The organism is Bacteroidota bacterium (assembly GCA_016194975.1).
Classification (GTDB): Bacteria; Bacteroidota; Bacteroidia; order Palsa-965; family Palsa-965.
The window spans coordinates 164,477-182,026 of the sequence record JACQAM010000023.1 but is presented as its reverse complement, the minus strand read 5'-3'; the positions used below and the strand labels follow the sequence as shown (position 1 = coordinate 182,026).

Annotated in this window: 16 protein-coding genes; 6 read left to right on the top strand and 10 right to left on the bottom strand. The window is 42.9% G+C overall.

The genetic code is table 11. The features are described from left to right. Positions 1-3: 3 nt before the first annotated feature. Both HY064_15205 and HY064_15200 read left to right on the top strand, forming a co-directional pair. Positions 4-519 carry a hypothetical protein gene (locus HY064_15205; protein ID MBI3512005.1) on the top strand — a complete coding sequence of 172 codons (516 nt, stop codon included), beginning with the start codon at positions 4-6 and terminating at the stop codon, positions 517-519. A 3-nt stretch (positions 520-522) separates the two neighbouring features. Then, positions 523-1,221, top strand: coding sequence for a noncanonical pyrimidine nucleotidase, YjjG family (locus tag HY064_15200; protein MBI3512004.1), 699 nt, complete (start codon positions 523-525; stop codon positions 1,219-1,221). A gap of 54 nt (positions 1,222-1,275) precedes the next feature. On the opposite strand, the gene HY064_15195 is transcribed toward HY064_15200, so the two are convergent. The 3 genes from HY064_15195 to HY064_15185 form a co-directional block, all read right to left on the bottom strand. After that, positions 1,276-1,527, bottom strand: coding sequence for a hypothetical protein (locus HY064_15195; GenBank protein ID MBI3512003.1), 252 nt, complete (start codon positions 1,525-1,527; stop codon positions 1,276-1,278). Between the two features lie 81 nt (positions 1,528-1,608). Continuing rightward, a complete protein-coding gene (locus HY064_15190; protein MBI3512002.1) occupies positions 1,609-2,265 on the bottom strand; it encodes a phosphatidylserine decarboxylase family protein in 657 nt (218 codons plus the stop codon). A 48-nt stretch (positions 2,266-2,313) separates the two neighbouring features. Beyond that, entirely contained in the window at positions 2,314-3,498 is a 1,185-nt protein-coding gene (locus HY064_15185; GenBank protein ID MBI3512001.1) for an aspartate aminotransferase family protein, read from the bottom strand. Positions 3,499-3,708: 210 nt separating this feature from the next. On the opposite strand from HY064_15185, the gene HY064_15180 reads away from it, so the two are divergent. Beyond that, a complete protein-coding gene (locus HY064_15180; protein ID MBI3512000.1) occupies positions 3,709-5,403 on the top strand; it encodes a chloride channel protein in 1,695 nt (564 codons plus the stop codon). Further along, complete coding sequence (locus HY064_15175; GenBank protein MBI3511999.1) at positions 5,400-6,035, top strand: hypothetical protein; 636 nt, start codon at positions 5,400-5,402, stop codon at positions 6,033-6,035. Before HY064_15180 ends, HY064_15175 begins: the two co-directional genes overlap by 4 nt. A gap of 238 nt (positions 6,036-6,273) precedes the next feature. Here HY064_15175 and HY064_15170 read toward each other — a convergent pair whose 3' ends face one another. Continuing rightward, positions 6,274-8,385 (bottom strand): DEAD/DEAH box helicase, encoded by a 2,112-nt coding sequence (locus HY064_15170; GenBank protein MBI3511998.1) that lies wholly within the window; start codon positions 8,383-8,385, stop codon positions 6,274-6,276. Positions 8,386-8,561: 176 nt separating this feature from the next. On the opposite strand from HY064_15170, the gene HY064_15165 reads away from it, so the two are divergent. After that, positions 8,562-9,161, top strand: a complete 600-nt coding sequence (locus HY064_15165; GenBank protein MBI3511997.1) for a hypothetical protein — start codon at positions 8,562-8,564, stop codon at positions 9,159-9,161. Between the two features lie 108 nt (positions 9,162-9,269). Here HY064_15165 and HY064_15160 read toward each other — a convergent pair whose 3' ends face one another. Beyond that, positions 9,270-9,971 carry a (d)CMP kinase gene (locus tag HY064_15160; GenBank protein MBI3511996.1) on the bottom strand — a complete coding sequence of 234 codons (702 nt, stop codon included), beginning with the start codon at positions 9,969-9,971 and terminating at the stop codon, positions 9,270-9,272. A 65-nt stretch (positions 9,972-10,036) separates the two neighbouring features. Between HY064_15160 and HY064_15155 the strand changes: the two genes are divergently transcribed. Next, on the top strand, positions 10,037-10,498 hold the full coding sequence (locus tag HY064_15155) for a hypothetical protein (protein MBI3511995.1): 462 nt from the start codon (positions 10,037-10,039) through the stop codon (positions 10,496-10,498). Here the strand turns inward: HY064_15155 and HY064_15150 are convergent. From HY064_15150 to HY064_15130, 5 genes are all read right to left on the bottom strand, one after another. Beyond that, positions 10,493-11,869, bottom strand: coding sequence for a 1-acyl-sn-glycerol-3-phosphate acyltransferase (locus HY064_15150; GenBank protein MBI3511994.1), 1,377 nt, complete (start codon positions 11,867-11,869; stop codon positions 10,493-10,495). The two genes, HY064_15155 and HY064_15150, sit on opposite strands and share 6 nt — an antisense overlap. A 265-nt stretch (positions 11,870-12,134) precedes the next feature. Next, positions 12,135-13,352 carry a 4-hydroxy-3-methylbut-2-enyl diphosphate reductase gene (locus tag HY064_15145; protein ID MBI3511993.1) on the bottom strand — a complete coding sequence of 406 codons (1,218 nt, stop codon included), beginning with the start codon at positions 13,350-13,352 and terminating at the stop codon, positions 12,135-12,137. 78 nt (positions 13,353-13,430) lie between these two features. After that, the gene (locus HY064_15140) at positions 13,431-14,168 is read right to left on the bottom strand and encodes a hypothetical protein (protein MBI3511992.1); all 738 of its coding nucleotides are present in this window, start codon (positions 14,166-14,168) and stop codon (positions 13,431-13,433) included. A 273-nt stretch (positions 14,169-14,441) separates the two neighbouring features. After that, positions 14,442-15,470 (bottom strand): endolytic transglycosylase MltG, encoded by a 1,029-nt coding sequence (gene mltG / locus HY064_15135; GenBank protein MBI3511991.1) that lies wholly within the window; start codon positions 15,468-15,470, stop codon positions 14,442-14,444. Beyond that, positions 15,471-17,519 (bottom strand): tetratricopeptide repeat protein, encoded by a 2,049-nt coding sequence (locus tag HY064_15130; protein ID MBI3511990.1) that lies wholly within the window; start codon positions 17,517-17,519, stop codon positions 15,471-15,473. Positions 17,520-17,550: the final 31 nt, after the last annotated feature.

Below are 17,550 nucleotides of genomic sequence, written 5' to 3'. Positions count from 1 at the left end.
AACATGCACAGCGACCAGGTCACACATTGGCTGAAAATACTGGAGGTCGCATTTATAGCGAGTGTGAAATTCCTGTTCGCTCCTTTCGAAGCAGAACGTTATAATTTCAATTTCGGACAATCCTTTGTCATTACAACTCTTGGCGGCATCATCGGAATTTTTGTTTTTTATTTTGCAGGCGCCAACATCGCAACATGGTGGAAGCACACCAAAGCGGTGATCAAATCTGTTTTTCTTCGCAAGCCCGCAGCAGTGATCGAAAGAAAACCAACCCGGATATTCACACGCGGCAGGCGATTCGTAGTAGGAATAAAAATGAAATTCGGTCTTATGGGAATTGCTTTCGTCACTCCATGTGTCATCTCAATTCCTATCGGTACCATCGTTGCGGCGCATTTTTTCAGGAAGAGAAAACCGGTACTGCTTTATCTTCTTTCATCACTCCTTCTCTGGTCGCTGATATTGAACGGACTTGCACAGATTCTCCATTTCTCCCAATACATTCCCCATCATTCCTGATCCATGAAGTACCGTCACATTTTTTTCGATCTCGACCGCACGCTGTGGGATATGGAAAAAAATGCACGCGAAACCCTGGCAGAATTATTTTTCAGGTATGAGCTTGATCAGAAAGGAATACAATCGGCGAATGAATTTATTTTTCATTACAACCGGTACAATGATTTGTTGTGGGATCGTTACCGGAGAAAGATCATTGACAAATCGACGTTGCGCGCACTTCGTTTTAAACAAACCTTCGCACACTTCGGAATTCATGACAGGAATCTTTCTGCAATTTTTGATACGGAATATATTACGGAAGCTCCGAAAAAAAGAAATCTTGTTCCCGGCGCAAAAGAATTGCTTGATGCATTGCGCGATGATTTTTCACTTCACATCATCACGAATGGATTTCACGAAACACAATTGCACAAAATAAATCATTCGGGGCTCGAAGAATATTTCAACCATGTGATCACGTCGGAAGGTTGCGGGCACACAAAGCCCGATAAAAAAATATTTTTTCACGCACTTCAAATGACCGGCGCAAAAAAAGAAGAGGCCATTATGATCGGTGATGACCTCGCTGTGGATATTGTCGGTGCGCGCGAAGCAGGTTGGGACCAGGTATTTTTTAATCCTTCCCGCGGAAAACACAGTGAAGAAGTAACGTATGAGATCGCATTGCTCGAAGAGATGAACGGAATTCTTGCAAAATAAAAATCCCCGCCGGGAGTTTATCCACGAGCGGGGATCTTTTATGAATTCAAAAAATTATTTTGGTGTTCCTGTTCCTTCTGCGGGAGCTGCAGCAGTTTTTCCGTGGCAGCATCCTCCTCCGCTCGAACATTTTCCTGAATTAGCATCACCGCTGCAGCAGGATTTTTTCTTGTCTTTTTTCTTTTTGTCTTTTTTGTCGCCATTGTTATTGACGATCGCGTGATGATGTGTGAAAGAAGAAACAGTAGCAGCAGAAACGCTGCCTGTTAATCCTGCCAATGCGAGAATGATGAATATTTTTTTCATGTCGTTTTTTTTGTTGGTGATGTAAAGTTAATCTGTAAATCCTGAAATGAAACACCGTTCACCGATTTTAACAAAATGATTTCAGAATGTTGCGATCACTGTTTCTCCTCCGCGCACAGTCTCATTCAGTTTCACATTGATCTTTGCATTTACCGGCAAGAGTACATCTACGCGTGATCCGAATTTAATGAAACCCATTTGCGCTCCCTGCTCTGCAGTTTCACCTTTCACCGCATAATAAACAATTCGTTTTGCCATTGCACCTGCTATCTGCCGGAAAAGAACTTCCTGTCCTTCTTCATTTTTAATGACAATAGTTGTGCGTTCATTTTCCGTGGAAGATTTCGGATGCCATGCTACAAGATAAAGGCCGGGATGATATTTTACATATTCGAATTTTCCGCCGATCGGATTCCGGTTAACATGAACATTGAAAGGTGACATGAAAATGGAAAGCTGAATTCTGCTGTCGTTGAAATATTCTTTTTCATCCACTTCTTCTATCACCACTACTTTTCCATCTGCAGGAGCAATGATATGACGTGGATCTTTTTTTATCGTACGCACCGGGTTACGGAAAAACTGGAGAATGATGTAAAGCAGGACAAGTGTGCACAGAAGTGCGGCTGCATTCACGATTCCGAAAGAAGGATAGATCAGAAAAATTCCTGCGTTCACAACGATGCAGAAAATAATCGTCATGATAATAGTGAATGTGCCTTCGCGGTGAAATCTCATTGGGAAAAAATGTGGGTCAAAGATAATGGAATGTGTTCAGGGGAAAACCTAAATTTTGTCAATGATCTCAAGCAATACTTTCAATGCGTGCTCCAGCGTTTCATCATCAATATTCAGCGGTGGTGCAATGCGGATCGAATTCATATTGAATAAAAACCAGTCAGTGATCACGCCGCGGTGGATGGCTTCACGTATCACAAAATGTACAGCCGCTTCATCTTTCAGCGAAAGAGCATACAACATTCCTTTTCCGCGGAGTGAAATAATATTTTTATGCGAAAGTGTTTTCCGGATGATCTGTTCTTTCCGTTCAACCGACGCTACAATATTTTCTTCCTGTATAACGCCGATGGTCGCAAGCGCTGCGGCGCAACAAACCGGGTTTCCACCGAACGTAGTGATATGCCCCAGAACAGGATCATTCGTGAACGTCGACATATTTTCGATAGAAGAAACAAACGCGCCGATCGGCAAACCGCCCCCGAGCCCTTTCGCGAAAATAATGACATCCGGTATCGCCGAACTATTCTCGAAGCCGAACATTTTTCCTGTACGCCCGAAACCGGTTTGAATTTCATCGAAGATGAGCAGCGCACCTTTTTCCTTGCAACGTTCACGTAATTTTTCAAGATATCCTGCTGCAGGAACAACTGCACCGGCTTCACCCTGGATCGGTTCTGCAATAACGCACGCGGTCTTTTCTGTAATTTCTTTCAGCACACTTTCATCATTGAAAGGAATTTGTTTTGTTCCCGGAAGCAACGGACGGAAAGCAGTTTTGAAAAATTCACTTCCCATGATGCTGAGTGCGCCCTGTGTACTTCCATGATAAGCGTTGTGAAAAGAAATTATTTCAGTTCTTCCTGTTACACGTTTAGCAAGTTTCATTGCGCCTTCTACGGCTTCTGTTCCGGAATTCGTGAAATAAGTGCAATTGAGAGTAGGAGGAAGTAGCGATGCGATCTTCTCTGCTAATTTAGTTTGCGGAGAAAGAATGAATTCACCATAAACCATCACATGCATATAACGTTCGAGCTGTTCATGAATTGCTTTCACCACTTTCGGGTGACGATGTCCCACATTGCTCACAGAAACACCTGCCACGAGATCAATATATTTTTTTCCTGCGGGATCAAAAAGAAAAGATCCTTCTGCAAGCGACACTTCAATTCCAAGAGGGAGCGGAGAAGTTTGTGCAAGATGATTCAGGAATAATTGCCGGTTGGTGATCATGTTGCAAAGTTAGGAGTAATGAGTTATGGCTAATGAGTATTGAGTACTGAGAATTTATTTTATTATTCATTGAACTTTAAACTTTGAACATTTCAAACCCATAACTTTCCCTAATTTTACGCGGTGACCAAAGTCCTTCGTCTTCCGCAGCATTTTATTGAATGGCTTCACGACAAACTTGACAAGAAACAATTCCTCATCTTCTCAAGCATGCTCGTCGGCATCACAGCAGGACTCGCAGCCGTCATTCTGAAATTACTGGTACACTATATTTCCTTCGCTGCCACTTACGATTATCACATTCCTCACCAGTATGTTTTTTATCTCGTACTTCCTTCGCTCGGAATCCTGCTCACTGTTTTTTTTGTAAAAAAAGTTCTCAAAGGAAAACTCGGAAGAGGAAATGCAAATGTGCTGCATGCGATCGCAAAAAAAGGAGCACGACTTCCCGCAGACCAAATGTACTCGCACGTGATCACGAGCGCGCTCACAGTTGGTTTCGGTGGAAGCGCCGGGCTCGAGTCGCCGATCCTCACCACCGGAGCTGCCATCGGTTCCAATTTCGGAAAAACATATCATCTTACTTATAAAGACCGCACGCTTCTTCTTGCTTGCGGAGCCGCTGCCGGAATTGCCGCTGCTTTCAATGCGCCGATAGCCGGAGTTTTATTTGCGATGGAAGTGCTGCTTGCTGATGTTACCCTTTCCACTTTTATCCCGCTCATTATTGCAGCAGCGACCGGCGCACTTCTTTCAAAAATAATTCTTGCAGAAGATATTCTTTTTTTATTCCCGATGCAGAAGCCGTTCAACTGGCACAACACACATTGGTACATTCTCCTGGGAATTCTCGCAGGGTTCATTTCACTTTATTATTCGCGCATCTATCCGAAGGTGGAAGGATTTTTCCGCGCGCGAAAACGTTTCACTTACATGAATGCACTCATCGGAGGAATCATTCTCGGATTATTGATCTGGGTATTTCCTTCACTGTACGGCGAAGGATATGCAAGCATCAAAACTCTTTCCGGCCCGCATCCGACTGATCTGTTTCGCAATAGTCTTTTCAATTCCTATTCAGGGAACATTTGGTTCGTGCTGGCATTCTTCACCGCCATCATGCTCATCAAAGTTTTTGCAACTGCTATCACAGTGGGAAGCGGTGGCAACGGCGGAAATTTTGCTCCCGCGCTTTTTGTAGGCGCCTATCTTGGTTTTGTTTTTTCCACACTCCTCAATCATCTCCAGGTTGCAGATATTCCTGTTTCAAATTTTGCACTTGTCGCCATGGCTGGAATTCTCAGCGGAGTTTTTCACTCACCACTCACCGGTATCTTTCTTATTGCAGAAATAACCGGCGGATACGGACTTATGATTCCGCTCATGATCGTTTCTGCGCTCAGCTTTTCTGTCGTTCGTTATTTCGAACAGTTTTCAATGGACACAAAAAAACTCGCCAGCAAAGGACATATTTTCACAGCGAACAAAGACCGGAATATTCTAAGCCGGCTTAAAGTGCCGAAGATTCTCGAAACCGATTTTCAGAAAGTGGATCCGGCGATGAAGTTGCGCGATTTTGTGAATGTGATCGCACACTCGCACAGGAATATTTTTCCGGTGGTGGATAAGGAAGGAACGCTGCTCGGAATAATTCTTCTCGACCAGATCCGCGAGATCATGTTCAGGAATGAATTATACGATACCGTCAATGCCCAACAACTCATGCGCTCGCCCGCAGCCATCATTCAACCCGACGACGATATGTTCATGGTGATGAAAAAATTCGACGACACCGGAGCGTGGAATCTTCCTGTGATCGAGAATGGCGCTTACATTGGTTTCATTTCAAAGTCGAGCATCTTCAGCCGTTATCGTGAAGTGCTGATCAGAAATACAAGTGAATGAAAAATATTTTTTTAATGTTTTTTTGGAGCGGCGGCGGAGAATCTTTAAAATCACTCCTGTCCCGCTGGCGTTATTCCGTCCCGATCAGGATCGGGACGGGAAAGCACTTCATCGGGGCTGGGAAAATTACTGCATCACTTTTAATTCTCTTTTTTATCAGTTGCAATTTCAGTTGCAGTGAAAAAGAAAAAAATAATTCTTCAACAGATTCTGTTCCTGTTGCCACGCACGATCCGCGTCCTGTTTCCGGTACAAAAACTGCGGTGAGCAACACGGGTTATGTTATAACACTACCCGAGGGATTCAATTTTACTTCCGACACAGCAGACCCCGGTGAATTTGTTTATTACTTCACGCCAAAAGATACGATCTCCATTCACGGGCAAGCCGGAATTTACATCGGAAAATATCCGAATCGCAAACCACCGTCGCGCCAGTATACACAAAATAATTTTTCCGGAAAATTACTCGGTCAAAAAGTAAATTGGGTGGAATACATCACCGACGAATACACGCAACGGGAAACATTCATCGATCTCGATTCGGTAAAGCACATTCATGTTTTCTGTCACTCCGACCGGCTTCCCGATCTCGAACAATTATTCGACATCGTGAACACACTCAGTAAATAAATAGAGTTTATTCCGAATAAGATACTAAATGCGAAACAGGAAACTTTTTGACATTCAAATGAATCAGACTGAGCATCGGTAATGCCTTGCAAATGCTCAGTTTTTAATAATGGAGCGCTTGCAATCATTGTTATACAACTCTTAACCGATATAAACTCTAATGCTGAAAAAAATAGTTCCGGTAGCTATTCTTCCATCACAACTAACTTAACCAACACAAGCAACTCATTCAACTTAATTACCACTTCTTCTTTCCAAATTTTTTCTTCCGGTCGGTAACCGGTTCATCCTTCATCAGTTTTTTCCATTCATCAGCACCGTGTTCTTTCTCCTCTTTGTGTCCGAATCCTTTTCCGGGATTCACGTCTTCACTTTTCTTTCCGTATTTATTTCTTGACGAAGTTCCGGAATCAGTTTTCCCGCCGTAACTTTTTTTCTCTTCAAAGCCGCGGTTTTCACGATCGCCATACGATCTTTTCTCGCCGTAACTTTTTTTCTCTCCGAAGTTGCGGTTTTCATGATCGCCATACGATCTTTTCTCGCCGTAACTTTTTTTCTCACCAAAGTTGCGGTTTTCACGATCGCCATAAGATCTTTTCTCGCCGTAACTTTTTCTTTCTCCACCATACGATCTTTTTTCCCCGTAACTTTTCCTTTCGCCATAATTGCGCCGCTCACCATAACTTCTTCTTTCTCCATTCTCCCCGCTGTCATCTCTCCGTTCTGTTCCGCCGTTTTCTGCCTGGTTCACACGAATTTTTCTTCCCTGGAAAGAAAAATCATCGAACGCACGCAGCACATTTGCAGGTTCAACGCCTATCATCTGTATGAAACTGAAATTATGTTTCAGATCGATGCGGCCAATATGATCGCGGTTAATATTCATCTGGTCGCAGCAAATTCTGAGCAGCTGGCCGGGATCTACATTATCCATTCTTCCAAGACTGAAAAAGAAAGTATGTTTTTCTCCTTCGGGTTCGCGGCGTTCACGCGGAGTATGATCGCGCTCTTTTGTACCGCGTGCATTCACATTCAGGTCGGGAGCTTTTGCATAATCGCCAAGCAATTTACTCAACGAAAGCGCCATGAATTTTTCGAGCAACTCATCCGAACTCATTTCTCCCATTGCCTCTTTCAATAAGCTCATGTATTCCGGAGAAACTAAATTCTGCGAATCAGTTGTTTTCAATCTTGCTGCAAAAGAAACGAGTTGATTCTTCACCACATCAGCACCGGCTGGAACCGGGAGGTAAATAATTTTCTTATTTGTTCTTCGTTCTATCTCGCGGAGTTTCCCGGATTCGCGCGCATTTAAAAATAAAATAGAAATTCCGCTTTTGCCTGCGCGTCCTGTGCGCCCGCTCCTGTGCGTGTAACTTTCCGGCTCATCAGGCACCTGGTAATGCATAACGTGAGTGATGTCGTCCACATCAATTCCACGTGCTGCAACATCAGTCGCAACAAGTAGCTGCAATGTTTTATGACGGAAGCGTTTCATCACATGATCCCGCTGCGCCTGCGAAAGATCGCCGTGAAGAGAATCGGCCATGTATCCGTCCCGGATAAGATGATCGGCCACATCCTGCGTTTCCGCTTTTGTCCTGCAAAAAACAATTCCATAAATATCGGGATGCGCATCAATCACGCGGCGCAATGCGGGATAGCGGTCGCGCGCATGAACCATGCAATAAAAGTGATCGATCTTTCCGTCGGTATCTTGCGAACTTTTCACGCTGAGACTGATCGGATCTTTCATGTAACTGCGCGCAATGCGTGCAACACCATCGGGCATGGTTGCAGAAAAAAGCCAAGTAGTTTTTGTTGAAGGAGTTTCTGCAAGAATCGTATCGATCGCATCGCGGAAACCCATGTTCAGCATTTCATCGGCTTCATCAAGCACCACCATTTCCACTTCACCGAGTTTGAGTGCACCGCGTTCAATCATATCATTCAATCGTCCCGGTGTTCCTACAATGACTTGTACACCGCGGCGAAGATCTTTAATCTGCATGCTGATGCTTGCTCCGCCATAAACAGGAAGAACAAAAACGCCCGGCAATTTTTTCGCGTAGCTTTTGAGATCGCCGGAGATCTGCATACACAATTCTCTTGTAGGGCAAAGCACCAATGCCTGTGGAATTTTTTTATCTGCGTTAATAAAATGCAAAAGCGGCAAACCGAAAGCAGCAGTTTTTCCTGTGCCCGTGCGTGCGAGTCCAACGAGGTCGCGTTTATTTTCGAGCAAAGCGGGAATCGCCTGCTCCTGGATGGGAGTTGGTTGAATAAAACCAAGTTCGGCCACAGCAGCAGCCAGTTCGGGCCTGAGGCCCAGTTCAGCAAATTTTGTCATAGTGAAAGTTCGTACAGTTTATTTTTTCCTGTTCCGAACATTGGTAAGTTGCATCTCGTTATCAGCCACAAACACGGCTGACCTTACACTCGTCCGTCTCAAGAGGAGGCAAAGGTACGGCTAATAAGTGCAGGAATTACATTAAAAGAATTGACGCGACTTTTTATATTAGAACGATGAGAAAATATTTTTTACTTCTTTTTCTTTTACCACAAATTATTTCGGCACAGAAAAGTACAGGTGTGATCACTATCGATTTCAGTTCCAACCTTACTAACGAACGTGAAATAAATTTATTCCGCTCCCCGGCGGATACGATCGCTTATTGCAAATGCAAAGGAGTACAACAACTGGACTCCGCGTTGACTTCTTTTTTTTATTTCGGCGGGTCAAATAATATTGCTTACCAGTGTGTAGGCGAAAGCTGGTCGAGATGGGCAATAATGGATAATATTGATCCGAAGAAAATATGCTGGATCGAAAAAGATTCGCTCAATTCATTTGTGTCGTGGTATGCATGGTGGAATGATGCGGATGGAGTAACAGCACCTACAGAAAAAGGTAATCGTTTTCATACAGAACCCAATGAAAGATCGCGACTCACAGAACCATCCACTTGTTCCTGTACTATGTTTGATGTTCTCGCCATTGAAGGAGATTGGATACTCGTTTCTTACAGTTGGGGATGCGATGAATACGGTGATGGTAAACCATCCTTCGTTGCATTTCTTGGCCGTAGTCGCTCCACTATGGCCTGCAAAATGCGTCTCGGCTGAACAAAAATGGCATCATAACAATTCCAAAAAATGAATTTTAAACAGCCTCTAAGCACGAAAAAATAAAAAAATAAATTTTCTAAATTTTCAGAATATTACTTCTCCAAATTATTTTTTACTCATGATCGTGAGTCGTTCTTCCACAAGTTTCATAATGAAATCCAGTTGTTCTTCCTTAGTAAGATCGGAATTGTCGAGTACAACAGCGTCATCTGCTTTCACTAATGGATTTTCTTTACGGTGAGTGTCTTCATGATCGCGCGAAGCAAGATTATTGCGCACATCATCCAGGCTCACTTTCGTTCCGTTTGCATTGAGTTCATCGAATCGCCTTTTCACTCTCACTTCCGGATCGGCGGTCATGAAAATTTTCAATTCTGCTCCGGGGAAAACATTAGTGCCAATGTCGCGTCCATCCATTACCACGCCTTTATTTTTTCCCATCGCACGCTGCAGCGCAACCATGTGTACGCGTACGTCATGAATTTTCGAAATGGGACTCACATTATTCGAAACTTCAGGAAGACGAATATCTTTTTCCACATTTTTTTCATTCATGAAAGTTTCGGAAGAATTTGCAGCAGGATTGAAATGAAAGGAAAGATGAATATCGTCGAGTGCAAGCACCACTTCGTGTTCATCAAAAGCGTGATCTTTGATAATACCATGTTCAAGGCAGTACAACGTAACACAACGGTACATGGCGCCCGAATCCACATAATTGTAACCGATCCTGGACGCGATCGCTTTCGCTACAGTACTTTTCCCGCACGATGAATAACCGTCGATGGCGATCGTGATCTTTCTCATTCATGCCAAAAATAAGATTTATCATCATCTTCCGCGCATTCGTACTTTTGTAAAAAACACAGTACATGAATCCACCCGTTGTTACATTGGAGAATATCACCGAAGCAGAAAAAGATATTCTTGCCGTGAAAGCAAAGAAAGAGATGAACACGAAGATTTACATTTTTGTTCCTTGCTTTCTTGTTTCGGGGTATGCTGTTTTTTATGTGAACGGGCACTACATGGGACTCGGACTGGAAAATGAAAATCTAAGGAGTTTTATCAATGTTTCGCTCGTCATTCTTACATTGCTTCCCATGCGCCTGCTCGTAGGTGCGGTGATCCGTTATCGCAAAACACTTGCGTTTTGGCAGAAAAAAGTTTTTCGCGGCGTTATTGATTTCATTGATGGAAATGTTGTGCAGATTTCCAACCAGCGAATAAAAATTCCCGCGGAAGAAATAAAAAAACTGAAACCAGGGGAAGAAGTGATGATCTGCACGACAGTGTCCGGCGATCTTTTCATTTCAATTTCAAAAAAATCATAATTCGCTGATCGGTCCGCGTTCCTCTATCGCTTTTTCAAATTCACCGATTAGTTTTTTCCGCTGCAATACCAATTCTGAAATGATGGCCGTTCTCCTGAAAAAAAGTGAGACCATCAGCCATCGCTTACTGATGTAATAAATGGTGCGGTAATACAGCCACGCGAAAAGGCCTGTGGCCGGCCAGGAAATAAAATAAAGGAGGAACATCCAGCCGGGATGTGAAGTGATTTCCCATTTGTGAAAATAATACCAGGAAAAAAAACCGAGCGTGGTGTACCAGATGATAAAAAAAACCATTCCGGCTGCAGCACCGATCGCGCCACGCCATTCTACTTGCTTGATAAGATTTTTCGACAGCCATGATGCTCCAATGAAAGGAAGATAATTGTGGAGGATACCGTAGAGATAAAAAGGGAAACCGGTAATGATGAGCAGAAGATCGGCGAATGCTTTTGAAAAAATACTTTTTCTTTTTTCATCCGATTTCACCATCCGGTCACTAAGCCCGAGTTCATCGATGCGGGAAAAATACTGTTTGATCTCACCGGAAATATTTATTACTCGTCCGGGATCTTTTTCACGGAAATAATTTACTGTCTTCACAATTCTTTTCGTCAGTTCAAATTCGCCGGTTTTATCCTTCGCATCAATATGCTGTTGTTTCATCAGGTCATATTTGTAAAGCCGCTCGATATTTTTCACCAGCAGATCGGTTTCCGGATCCGAAGTCACGATCATCTGTTCTTCGAGACGAATGCGGATCTCTTCCGTTAATTTTTCTGCCGCTTCAAAACCCTGCGTTTTATTTTCTTCAATGAAATCATTTACGCGGATTGGTTCAGCAAAACCAACGAAAACATCTCTGCGGAAAGTGTGAGGATCTTCATAGTTGAGTCCAACGCATTGAATATGTACATTAAGTTTGCTGCCATATTTTTCTTCTGCACCGATTGCGATCCTTGCTGCTCCTGTTTTCAACGGACGCAATTTTCTTTCCGTGATACTTATTCCTTCAGGAAAAATGAGGATCGTCCCGCCTTTGCCGAGATGTTCGAAACAACGGATAAAAGTTTCCTGGTTCTTGTGCATCTGCGTGGGATCATCCTGCGCGCGATACACGGGGATCACATTCAATTTCGGCAGGAACCATTTTGCAAATCCGCCTTTGAAAACAGAACCTTTTGCAAGAAAAAAAACTTTCCGGTTAACAAGCGACGCAATGACGATCGGATCCAGAAAAGCACCGGGATGATTCGCGCAGATGAGCAAGGGCCCATGCGCAGGAACGCGTGATGCATGATGTTTGAAAGTCTTTCTGAAAAAAACTTTAAACGTTAATCGGAATAATATTTTCAGGATGGGATAGAGCAAGGGGTGAAGTTAATTATTGGTCATGAGTCAATAGACATTGGTGACAGTCATCAGGCAGGTATCATTTGGATTGGATATTTCATAGTGTAAATTAAATGTTTGCAGTTTGTTGTTGTTCTTCCGAAAAGATAATTCTTTAAGAGGAGTTTAATTTGTTCCAATGGAATGTTTGTTGTTTTTAGTTTGTTGTAAAAATCTGTGTCTTAATCTATGTAAACCTGTGGCAATATTATTTCATCGTGTGCAGGAGCGCCTTTTCAGTTCATCACAATTCACTCAGCACCGTTTCCGTTTTTTTTGATTCCGGAAATAAATGAATAAGTTTCTCCAGCACGCGCTCAATCACACTGTCGGGACAACTTGCTCCGCTCGAGAGAATAATTTTTGCCGGCGAAGAAGAAGGAAGCCAGTTGCCGCTCTCCATAACTTTTTTAGAATGCAGATCAAAATGATGGATAATATTTCCCGGAAGAATCTCAGAATCGTCTTTGATAAAATAGGTTTTGAATTTCCGTTCGCATAATTCGACAAGGTGCGACGTATTGGAACTATTGTATCCACCGACCACGATAGCGCAATCTGCATTTATTTCCAGCAAACCATACGTTGCATCCTGATTTTCATTGGTGGCATAACAAAGCGTATCGCGCGTATCGGCAAAATGATTTTTAATATTTTCAATACCAAATTTTTCCACCATCACATTTTTAAAATGGTCAGCGATCTCCTGCGTCTCCGTGGCGAGCATGGTCGTCTGGTTGATCACGCCCACGCGCACGAGATCTTTTTCCGAATCGAAATTCTTGTTTGCACGACCATGAAAATGTTTTTCAAAATCCTCCAATGGAATTTTTCCGAGCATAATTGCTGCGAGTAATTCTGCTTCAGCAATATTTTTCACAATAATGGAAGGGCTGTGTTGCACGCTATGGGAAAAAGTAGCTTTCGTTTCCTCGTGATCCGGTTTTCCGTGAATGATCACGGTATATTCTTCTTTGGAAAGTTCGCCCGATTTTTTCCAAACGCGCTCCACGAACGGGCAGGTGGTATTGTAACGTTGCGGTTCAATCCCGATGGAAGAAAGTTGTTTTTCAATTTCAATGGTGGTTCCGAATGCAGGAATGATCACGATGTCTTCTTTTTTTAATTCTGAGAATGGAATTATTTGTTTTCCATTTGTATCCATCAAAAAACGTACGCCGTGAGAAACAAGATCATTATTCACTTCCGGATTATGAATCATCTGGCTGAGCAGGAAAATATTTTTCCCTGGATTTTCACTCACCGCGCGAAAAGAAATTTCCACCGCATTCTCCACACCATAACAGAAACCAAAATGCCGTGCAATGTAAACGATCACCGGGCCGAAGTCGAGCACGGTTGGAGAGAAATCTTTTTTCTTCGGATCTTTTTCTTTCCTGGCCTCCTTGATCTTCGAGATGACCAGGCTGCGGTAGAATTCCGGAATGGAGAAGGATTTCATTTAAGGTTGGTGGTAGTTTGGTTGTTGGTAGGTGGCATTGGTAACAACAAAGATACTTCCCCGCACGATTTCTTGAAATCAATAATTGATCTGGTAAATAGTTTTAGCGAAAGGTGCAACTAAGATCGTATCGGAGTGGAGGACGCTGCCTAGTTCATTTTCGGTAACATATTGTACGTTCACTTTTCCGTCAGAAGGGAAAAACCGGTAATGAAAAATGGCAGATGAAATACCCGAAGCGCCACCTGCAATATATAATGTATCGACGCCTCTCACGAATTTTATTCCGAATAAAGCATCAGAAGAATTTGTAGTTCCAATATTGCTGACTTTTATTTCAATTCTTGAAAGAGATGCAAGCCGGATGGTTGCAGTTGCGTTCCTCTCTTTTGGGACCTTAGGGAAAGGAACTGTTCCGAAGCGAGTGTTTGTATAATATTCTGCATAATTAAGAGCCGTATCCTGCTGAGAAACCAGGGGGGCTTCATTTACGCCGGGATTTGAAAAATCGAGTAAAAGAACTTTGCGGTCTTCACCATCAAGACCAATATAATATTGCTGCCGGTCATTATTTCTTTTACTTCGGAAATCAAATAGCGCTCTTCCGTCAGAACCAGTGGTTGCCTGGCCAAGATTGTCGGAGTTCGGACCGTTGAAACAGGTCAGGCAATCGTGTTGGTGCTCTAAATAGATTCTCATATTAGCAATTGGAGCGCCTGTAAAAACATCAACAACGCTACCTTCAAGATATTCTTTTCTTCCGCAGGAAAAGAGCAGCAAAATTATTACGGGAATGAGGAAAAGTTTTGTTTTCATTATACCATTTCAATTTATTGTGAGGAATTCACCAACTTGTTTTCGTTTTAATCACGCTTTGATCTCATGGTGGTGGTTTGTTCACCGCAAACATAGAGTATTAGTTAGTCGTGATGTAATTGAATCACCACAAAGCGATAAGGAATCTTAAGTAAATAATGCAAGTCATCGGAGTGCAGTCGCAATTTCTGCATTTCTCCTCTCAAAACATCAAACACTACCAACCATCATCATCCAATCACCAACTAAATCTTATCGTTCATCACTGATAACTCATCGCTTAATATTCGCTTTGTTCAACGCATCCTGGTAATCGTGCGCGTTTTTCAGATGCACATTATAATCATTTGTAAAACGGTGATGACCTGTTCCAAAATCGGCGCACATATAAATGTAATCGCTCTTCACATAATTAAGAACCGCATCTATACTCGCCGTTTCAGGAATGCGAATAGGCCCGGGCGGAAGGCCGGCATATTTGTACGTGTTGTAAGGGGAATCGATTTTAAGATCGGTGTCAAGTACACGTTTAATATTGAAATCTCCGAGCGCATAAATAATTGTCGGATCGGATTGCAGCGGAATTTTCTGGCGAAGGCGATTGATGTACAATCCGGCTATCGTGGGACGCTCATCAGGATATTGCGTTTGTTCCGATTCTACAATGGAAGCAAGCGTCACCACTTCCGACTGGCTGAGCCCGAGGGCAGCGGCTTTCGCTTTCCTTTCATCGGTCCAGAATTTTTTATACTCCGTTGCCATCCGGTCAACAAATTGTTCTTCGGTTGTGTTCCAGTACAACTGGTATGAATTCGGTATGAAAAGTGTCATGATGGTTTCCGGCGTCAAACCGTACTTGCTGAGAAATCCGGGATCGTTGATCAGGAAAAGAAATTTTGCAGAATCGGCTTCCAGTTTTCCGCCTACGCGCGAGGCGAGTTGTTCTTTCGTCCTGATGTTGTTGAAAGTGAAAGTAACGGGTTCCTGTTTCCCGCTGCGGAGAAGATCCACGAGATCGCGGTTACTCATTCCATCGGTAATGCGGTACCTTCCCGGTTTTGGTGAATAGAATTTTTTCAGATTAGTGATGGTATGAAAAGTCGAGGTGTCGTCAATGATCTTCAAAGTGAAAAGTTCATTCAACAGATCATTCATCGTAGAACCGGTGTGAATAAGAATGTATTCCGCTTTTTTTTCAGGCGTGTGCACAACGGGCCGGTAATAAATTCTCCAGAAATACCACGCGCCCGCACACGCGAGAACGAGTATTATGGGAATAGTTATTTTCAAAAATTTCTTCACTCAGTTTATTTCTTTCAGTTGTTCGATCAGCAAAGCCGCCTGTTTATTGCCCGGATGTTTTTCAAGACAAAGTTTTGCATACTTATTTGCTTCTGCAAAATTTTTCCGGTAAGCAAAAAGCCCGGCCATATTCACAAGCGCCTGCTCATCATCGGGATCGAGCGCGAGCGCCTGCTTGTAAAATGATTCTGCTTTTTTATCATCGCCTTCTTCCAGCCACAGGTACCCGAGATTCGTAAGTGCAGGAACGAATTCCGGATCTTCATTAATTACTTGCTGGTATTGCGCACGTGCATCAAAATTTTTCTGTTGAGTTGCAAGCGACAAAGCATACTTACTTCTGAAATCGGGATGATAAGGTGCAAGATCAACTGCCTTTTTGTAAAATACTTCTGCCGAAGGATAATCGCCAAGTTTGAAAAATGCTTCTCCTACCCGATACGCTGTCCATGCATCACCGTTGTCGAATGAAGGAGTCAGCAGAATAGAATCGAGTACAAATTTCCTTCCGGCTTTATCTGTAATATTTTTTATTTCCTGAAAATCTTCACGCAAATAATACAAGTGGACAAGATCGGAGAAATTTTTTCTTAGATCAGTAATCGAATTTTCCGGAAGGAACTTTTCAGCGGAATCCAGGAAAATATTTTCTTTTCCGAATTTTTCATATTGCTGCAGGTAAGCTTTTGCAATGATCCCGTTCGACGGATGCTTGTCGTTCACTGCATACAACCCGAGAAATTTTCCTTTCACGGCAGAAGTATCATTCGAAGCATAATTTTTCCTGATGTAATGATCGTGAACTGAAACGTGCGGAATATCTATTGCCCCCGAACGCGGCATGTGACAGGAAACGCAATTGCTGTTTTTATCATCCACCGAAGGATCTTTCACCATCGGGCATGTTTTATGAATTGGTTTTCCGGGTTGTTGTTCATAATGACAATTCATACAAACCTGGTTGAAATGTTCGTCGGCAGTTTCGCGCACACTCACATGCGGGTTATGACACGTAACGCACGTAAGTGAATTTTTATAAGGATGAAGCGCGTCGGTATTCAATGAATTATTTTCTTTTTCTGTTTGAAGAAAACACTGGCTCATTTTCAAACGCTCGGCGTGCGAGGCCATGATGAACTGATTTTCTTCTCCCGCATATTCAGGCATGAACACCGTGATGTAATCCGACAATTTCATTCCAGGGCGGAAATCATAAAAAGATTTCCCATCGTGCAGCACAGCATTTCCCTGCAAGTGACAACGCTGGCAAACATCGAACTGCAGATCGGGAGAAAGTTTTCCGGGATTCACAATGGAGTAATCAATGTATTTAGAAGTGTCAACAATATTTCCCGATTCCTTCATCGCTACATGAATCGATCCGGGGCCATGACATCTTTCGCAACCAATACCATTCGGAATACTATCGAATTTATTTTCCGAACCTTTCACAAATCCCGGAAGAGAATTATGACAGCTCATACATTCAAGCCCGATCTGTCTCGAGAATCTGCTGTTGAAACCATTTTCAAATCCCGGAGGTAGATCCCACTGTCCTTTCTGCGTATAAAAAGTCATCGGCATCTGGAAAATATATCCGTTCACATTGTACATGTGCGAATTCGTGTGTTGGCCCGACCCGACAATGTAATTCACTTTTTCTGTGCGTTTGTAAGTTGTGTCTTTCCCTTTCAGCCGGAATTCACAGATGAACATAACCGAATCCTGGAAATAAGAATGGTACCAGAGATCGCGCGATTTATCATAGATCGTACTTTCCTTTCCGAATTTCGCTGAGGATTTATGAAGTGTGGCAAGATCGAACGATTGTCCCATCCCGGTATGAATGAAAGTTTCAAAAATATTCTCGTGGCATTTCCTGCACACCTGCATACCCACGTAATGCGCGCTGTCGGAATGATTGAGGTAAAGAAGTTTCGTAACTGAATCGGAATTATTTTTTTTCCCGCCATCGTTTCCGCAATAAGAAAGAATGCAGACCACGGAGATCAACAGCGTTACGACAAATAAAAAACGAAAACGTTTCATTGCGGAGTCAGCACGAATTTATGGAGTAAAT

Bases quoted from the DNA above. Each gene is read 5' to 3' on its own strand.
- HY064_15205 (MBI3512005.1), top strand. From the start codon at position 4: ATGCACAGCGACCAGGTCACACATTGGCTGAAAATACTGGAGGTCGCA.
- HY064_15200 (MBI3512004.1), top strand. From the start codon at position 523: ATGAAGTACCGTCACATTTTTTTCGATCTCGACCGCACGCTGTGGGAT.
- HY064_15195 (MBI3512003.1), bottom strand. From the start codon at position 1,527: ATGAAAAAAATATTCATCATTCTCGCATTGGCAGGATTAACAGGCAGC.
- HY064_15190 (MBI3512002.1), bottom strand. From the start codon at position 2,265: ATGAGATTTCACCGCGAAGGCACATTCACTATTATCATGACGATTATT.
- HY064_15185 (MBI3512001.1), bottom strand. From the start codon at position 3,498: ATGATCACCAACCGGCAATTATTCCTGAATCATCTTGCACAAACTTCT.
- HY064_15180 (MBI3512000.1), top strand. From the start codon at position 3,709: ATGCTCGTCGGCATCACAGCAGGACTCGCAGCCGTCATTCTGAAATTA.
- HY064_15175 (MBI3511999.1), top strand. From the start codon at position 5,400: ATGAAAAATATTTTTTTAATGTTTTTTTGGAGCGGCGGCGGAGAATCT.
- HY064_15170 (MBI3511998.1), bottom strand. From the start codon at position 8,385: ATGACAAAATTTGCTGAACTGGGCCTCAGGCCCGAACTGGCTGCTGCT.
- HY064_15165 (MBI3511997.1), top strand. From the start codon at position 8,562: ATGAGAAAATATTTTTTACTTCTTTTTCTTTTACCACAAATTATTTCG.
- HY064_15160 (MBI3511996.1), bottom strand. From the start codon at position 9,971: ATGAGAAAGATCACGATCGCCATCGACGGTTATTCATCGTGCGGGAAA.
- HY064_15155 (MBI3511995.1), top strand. From the start codon at position 10,037: ATGAATCCACCCGTTGTTACATTGGAGAATATCACCGAAGCAGAAAAA.
- HY064_15145 (MBI3511993.1), bottom strand. From the start codon at position 13,352: ATGAAATCCTTCTCCATTCCGGAATTCTACCGCAGCCTGGTCATCTCG.
- HY064_15140 (MBI3511992.1), bottom strand. From the start codon at position 14,168: ATGAAAACAAAACTTTTCCTCATTCCCGTAATAATTTTGCTGCTCTTT.
- HY064_15130 (MBI3511990.1), bottom strand. From the start codon at position 17,519: ATGAAACGTTTTCGTTTTTTATTTGTCGTAACGCTGTTGATCTCCGTG.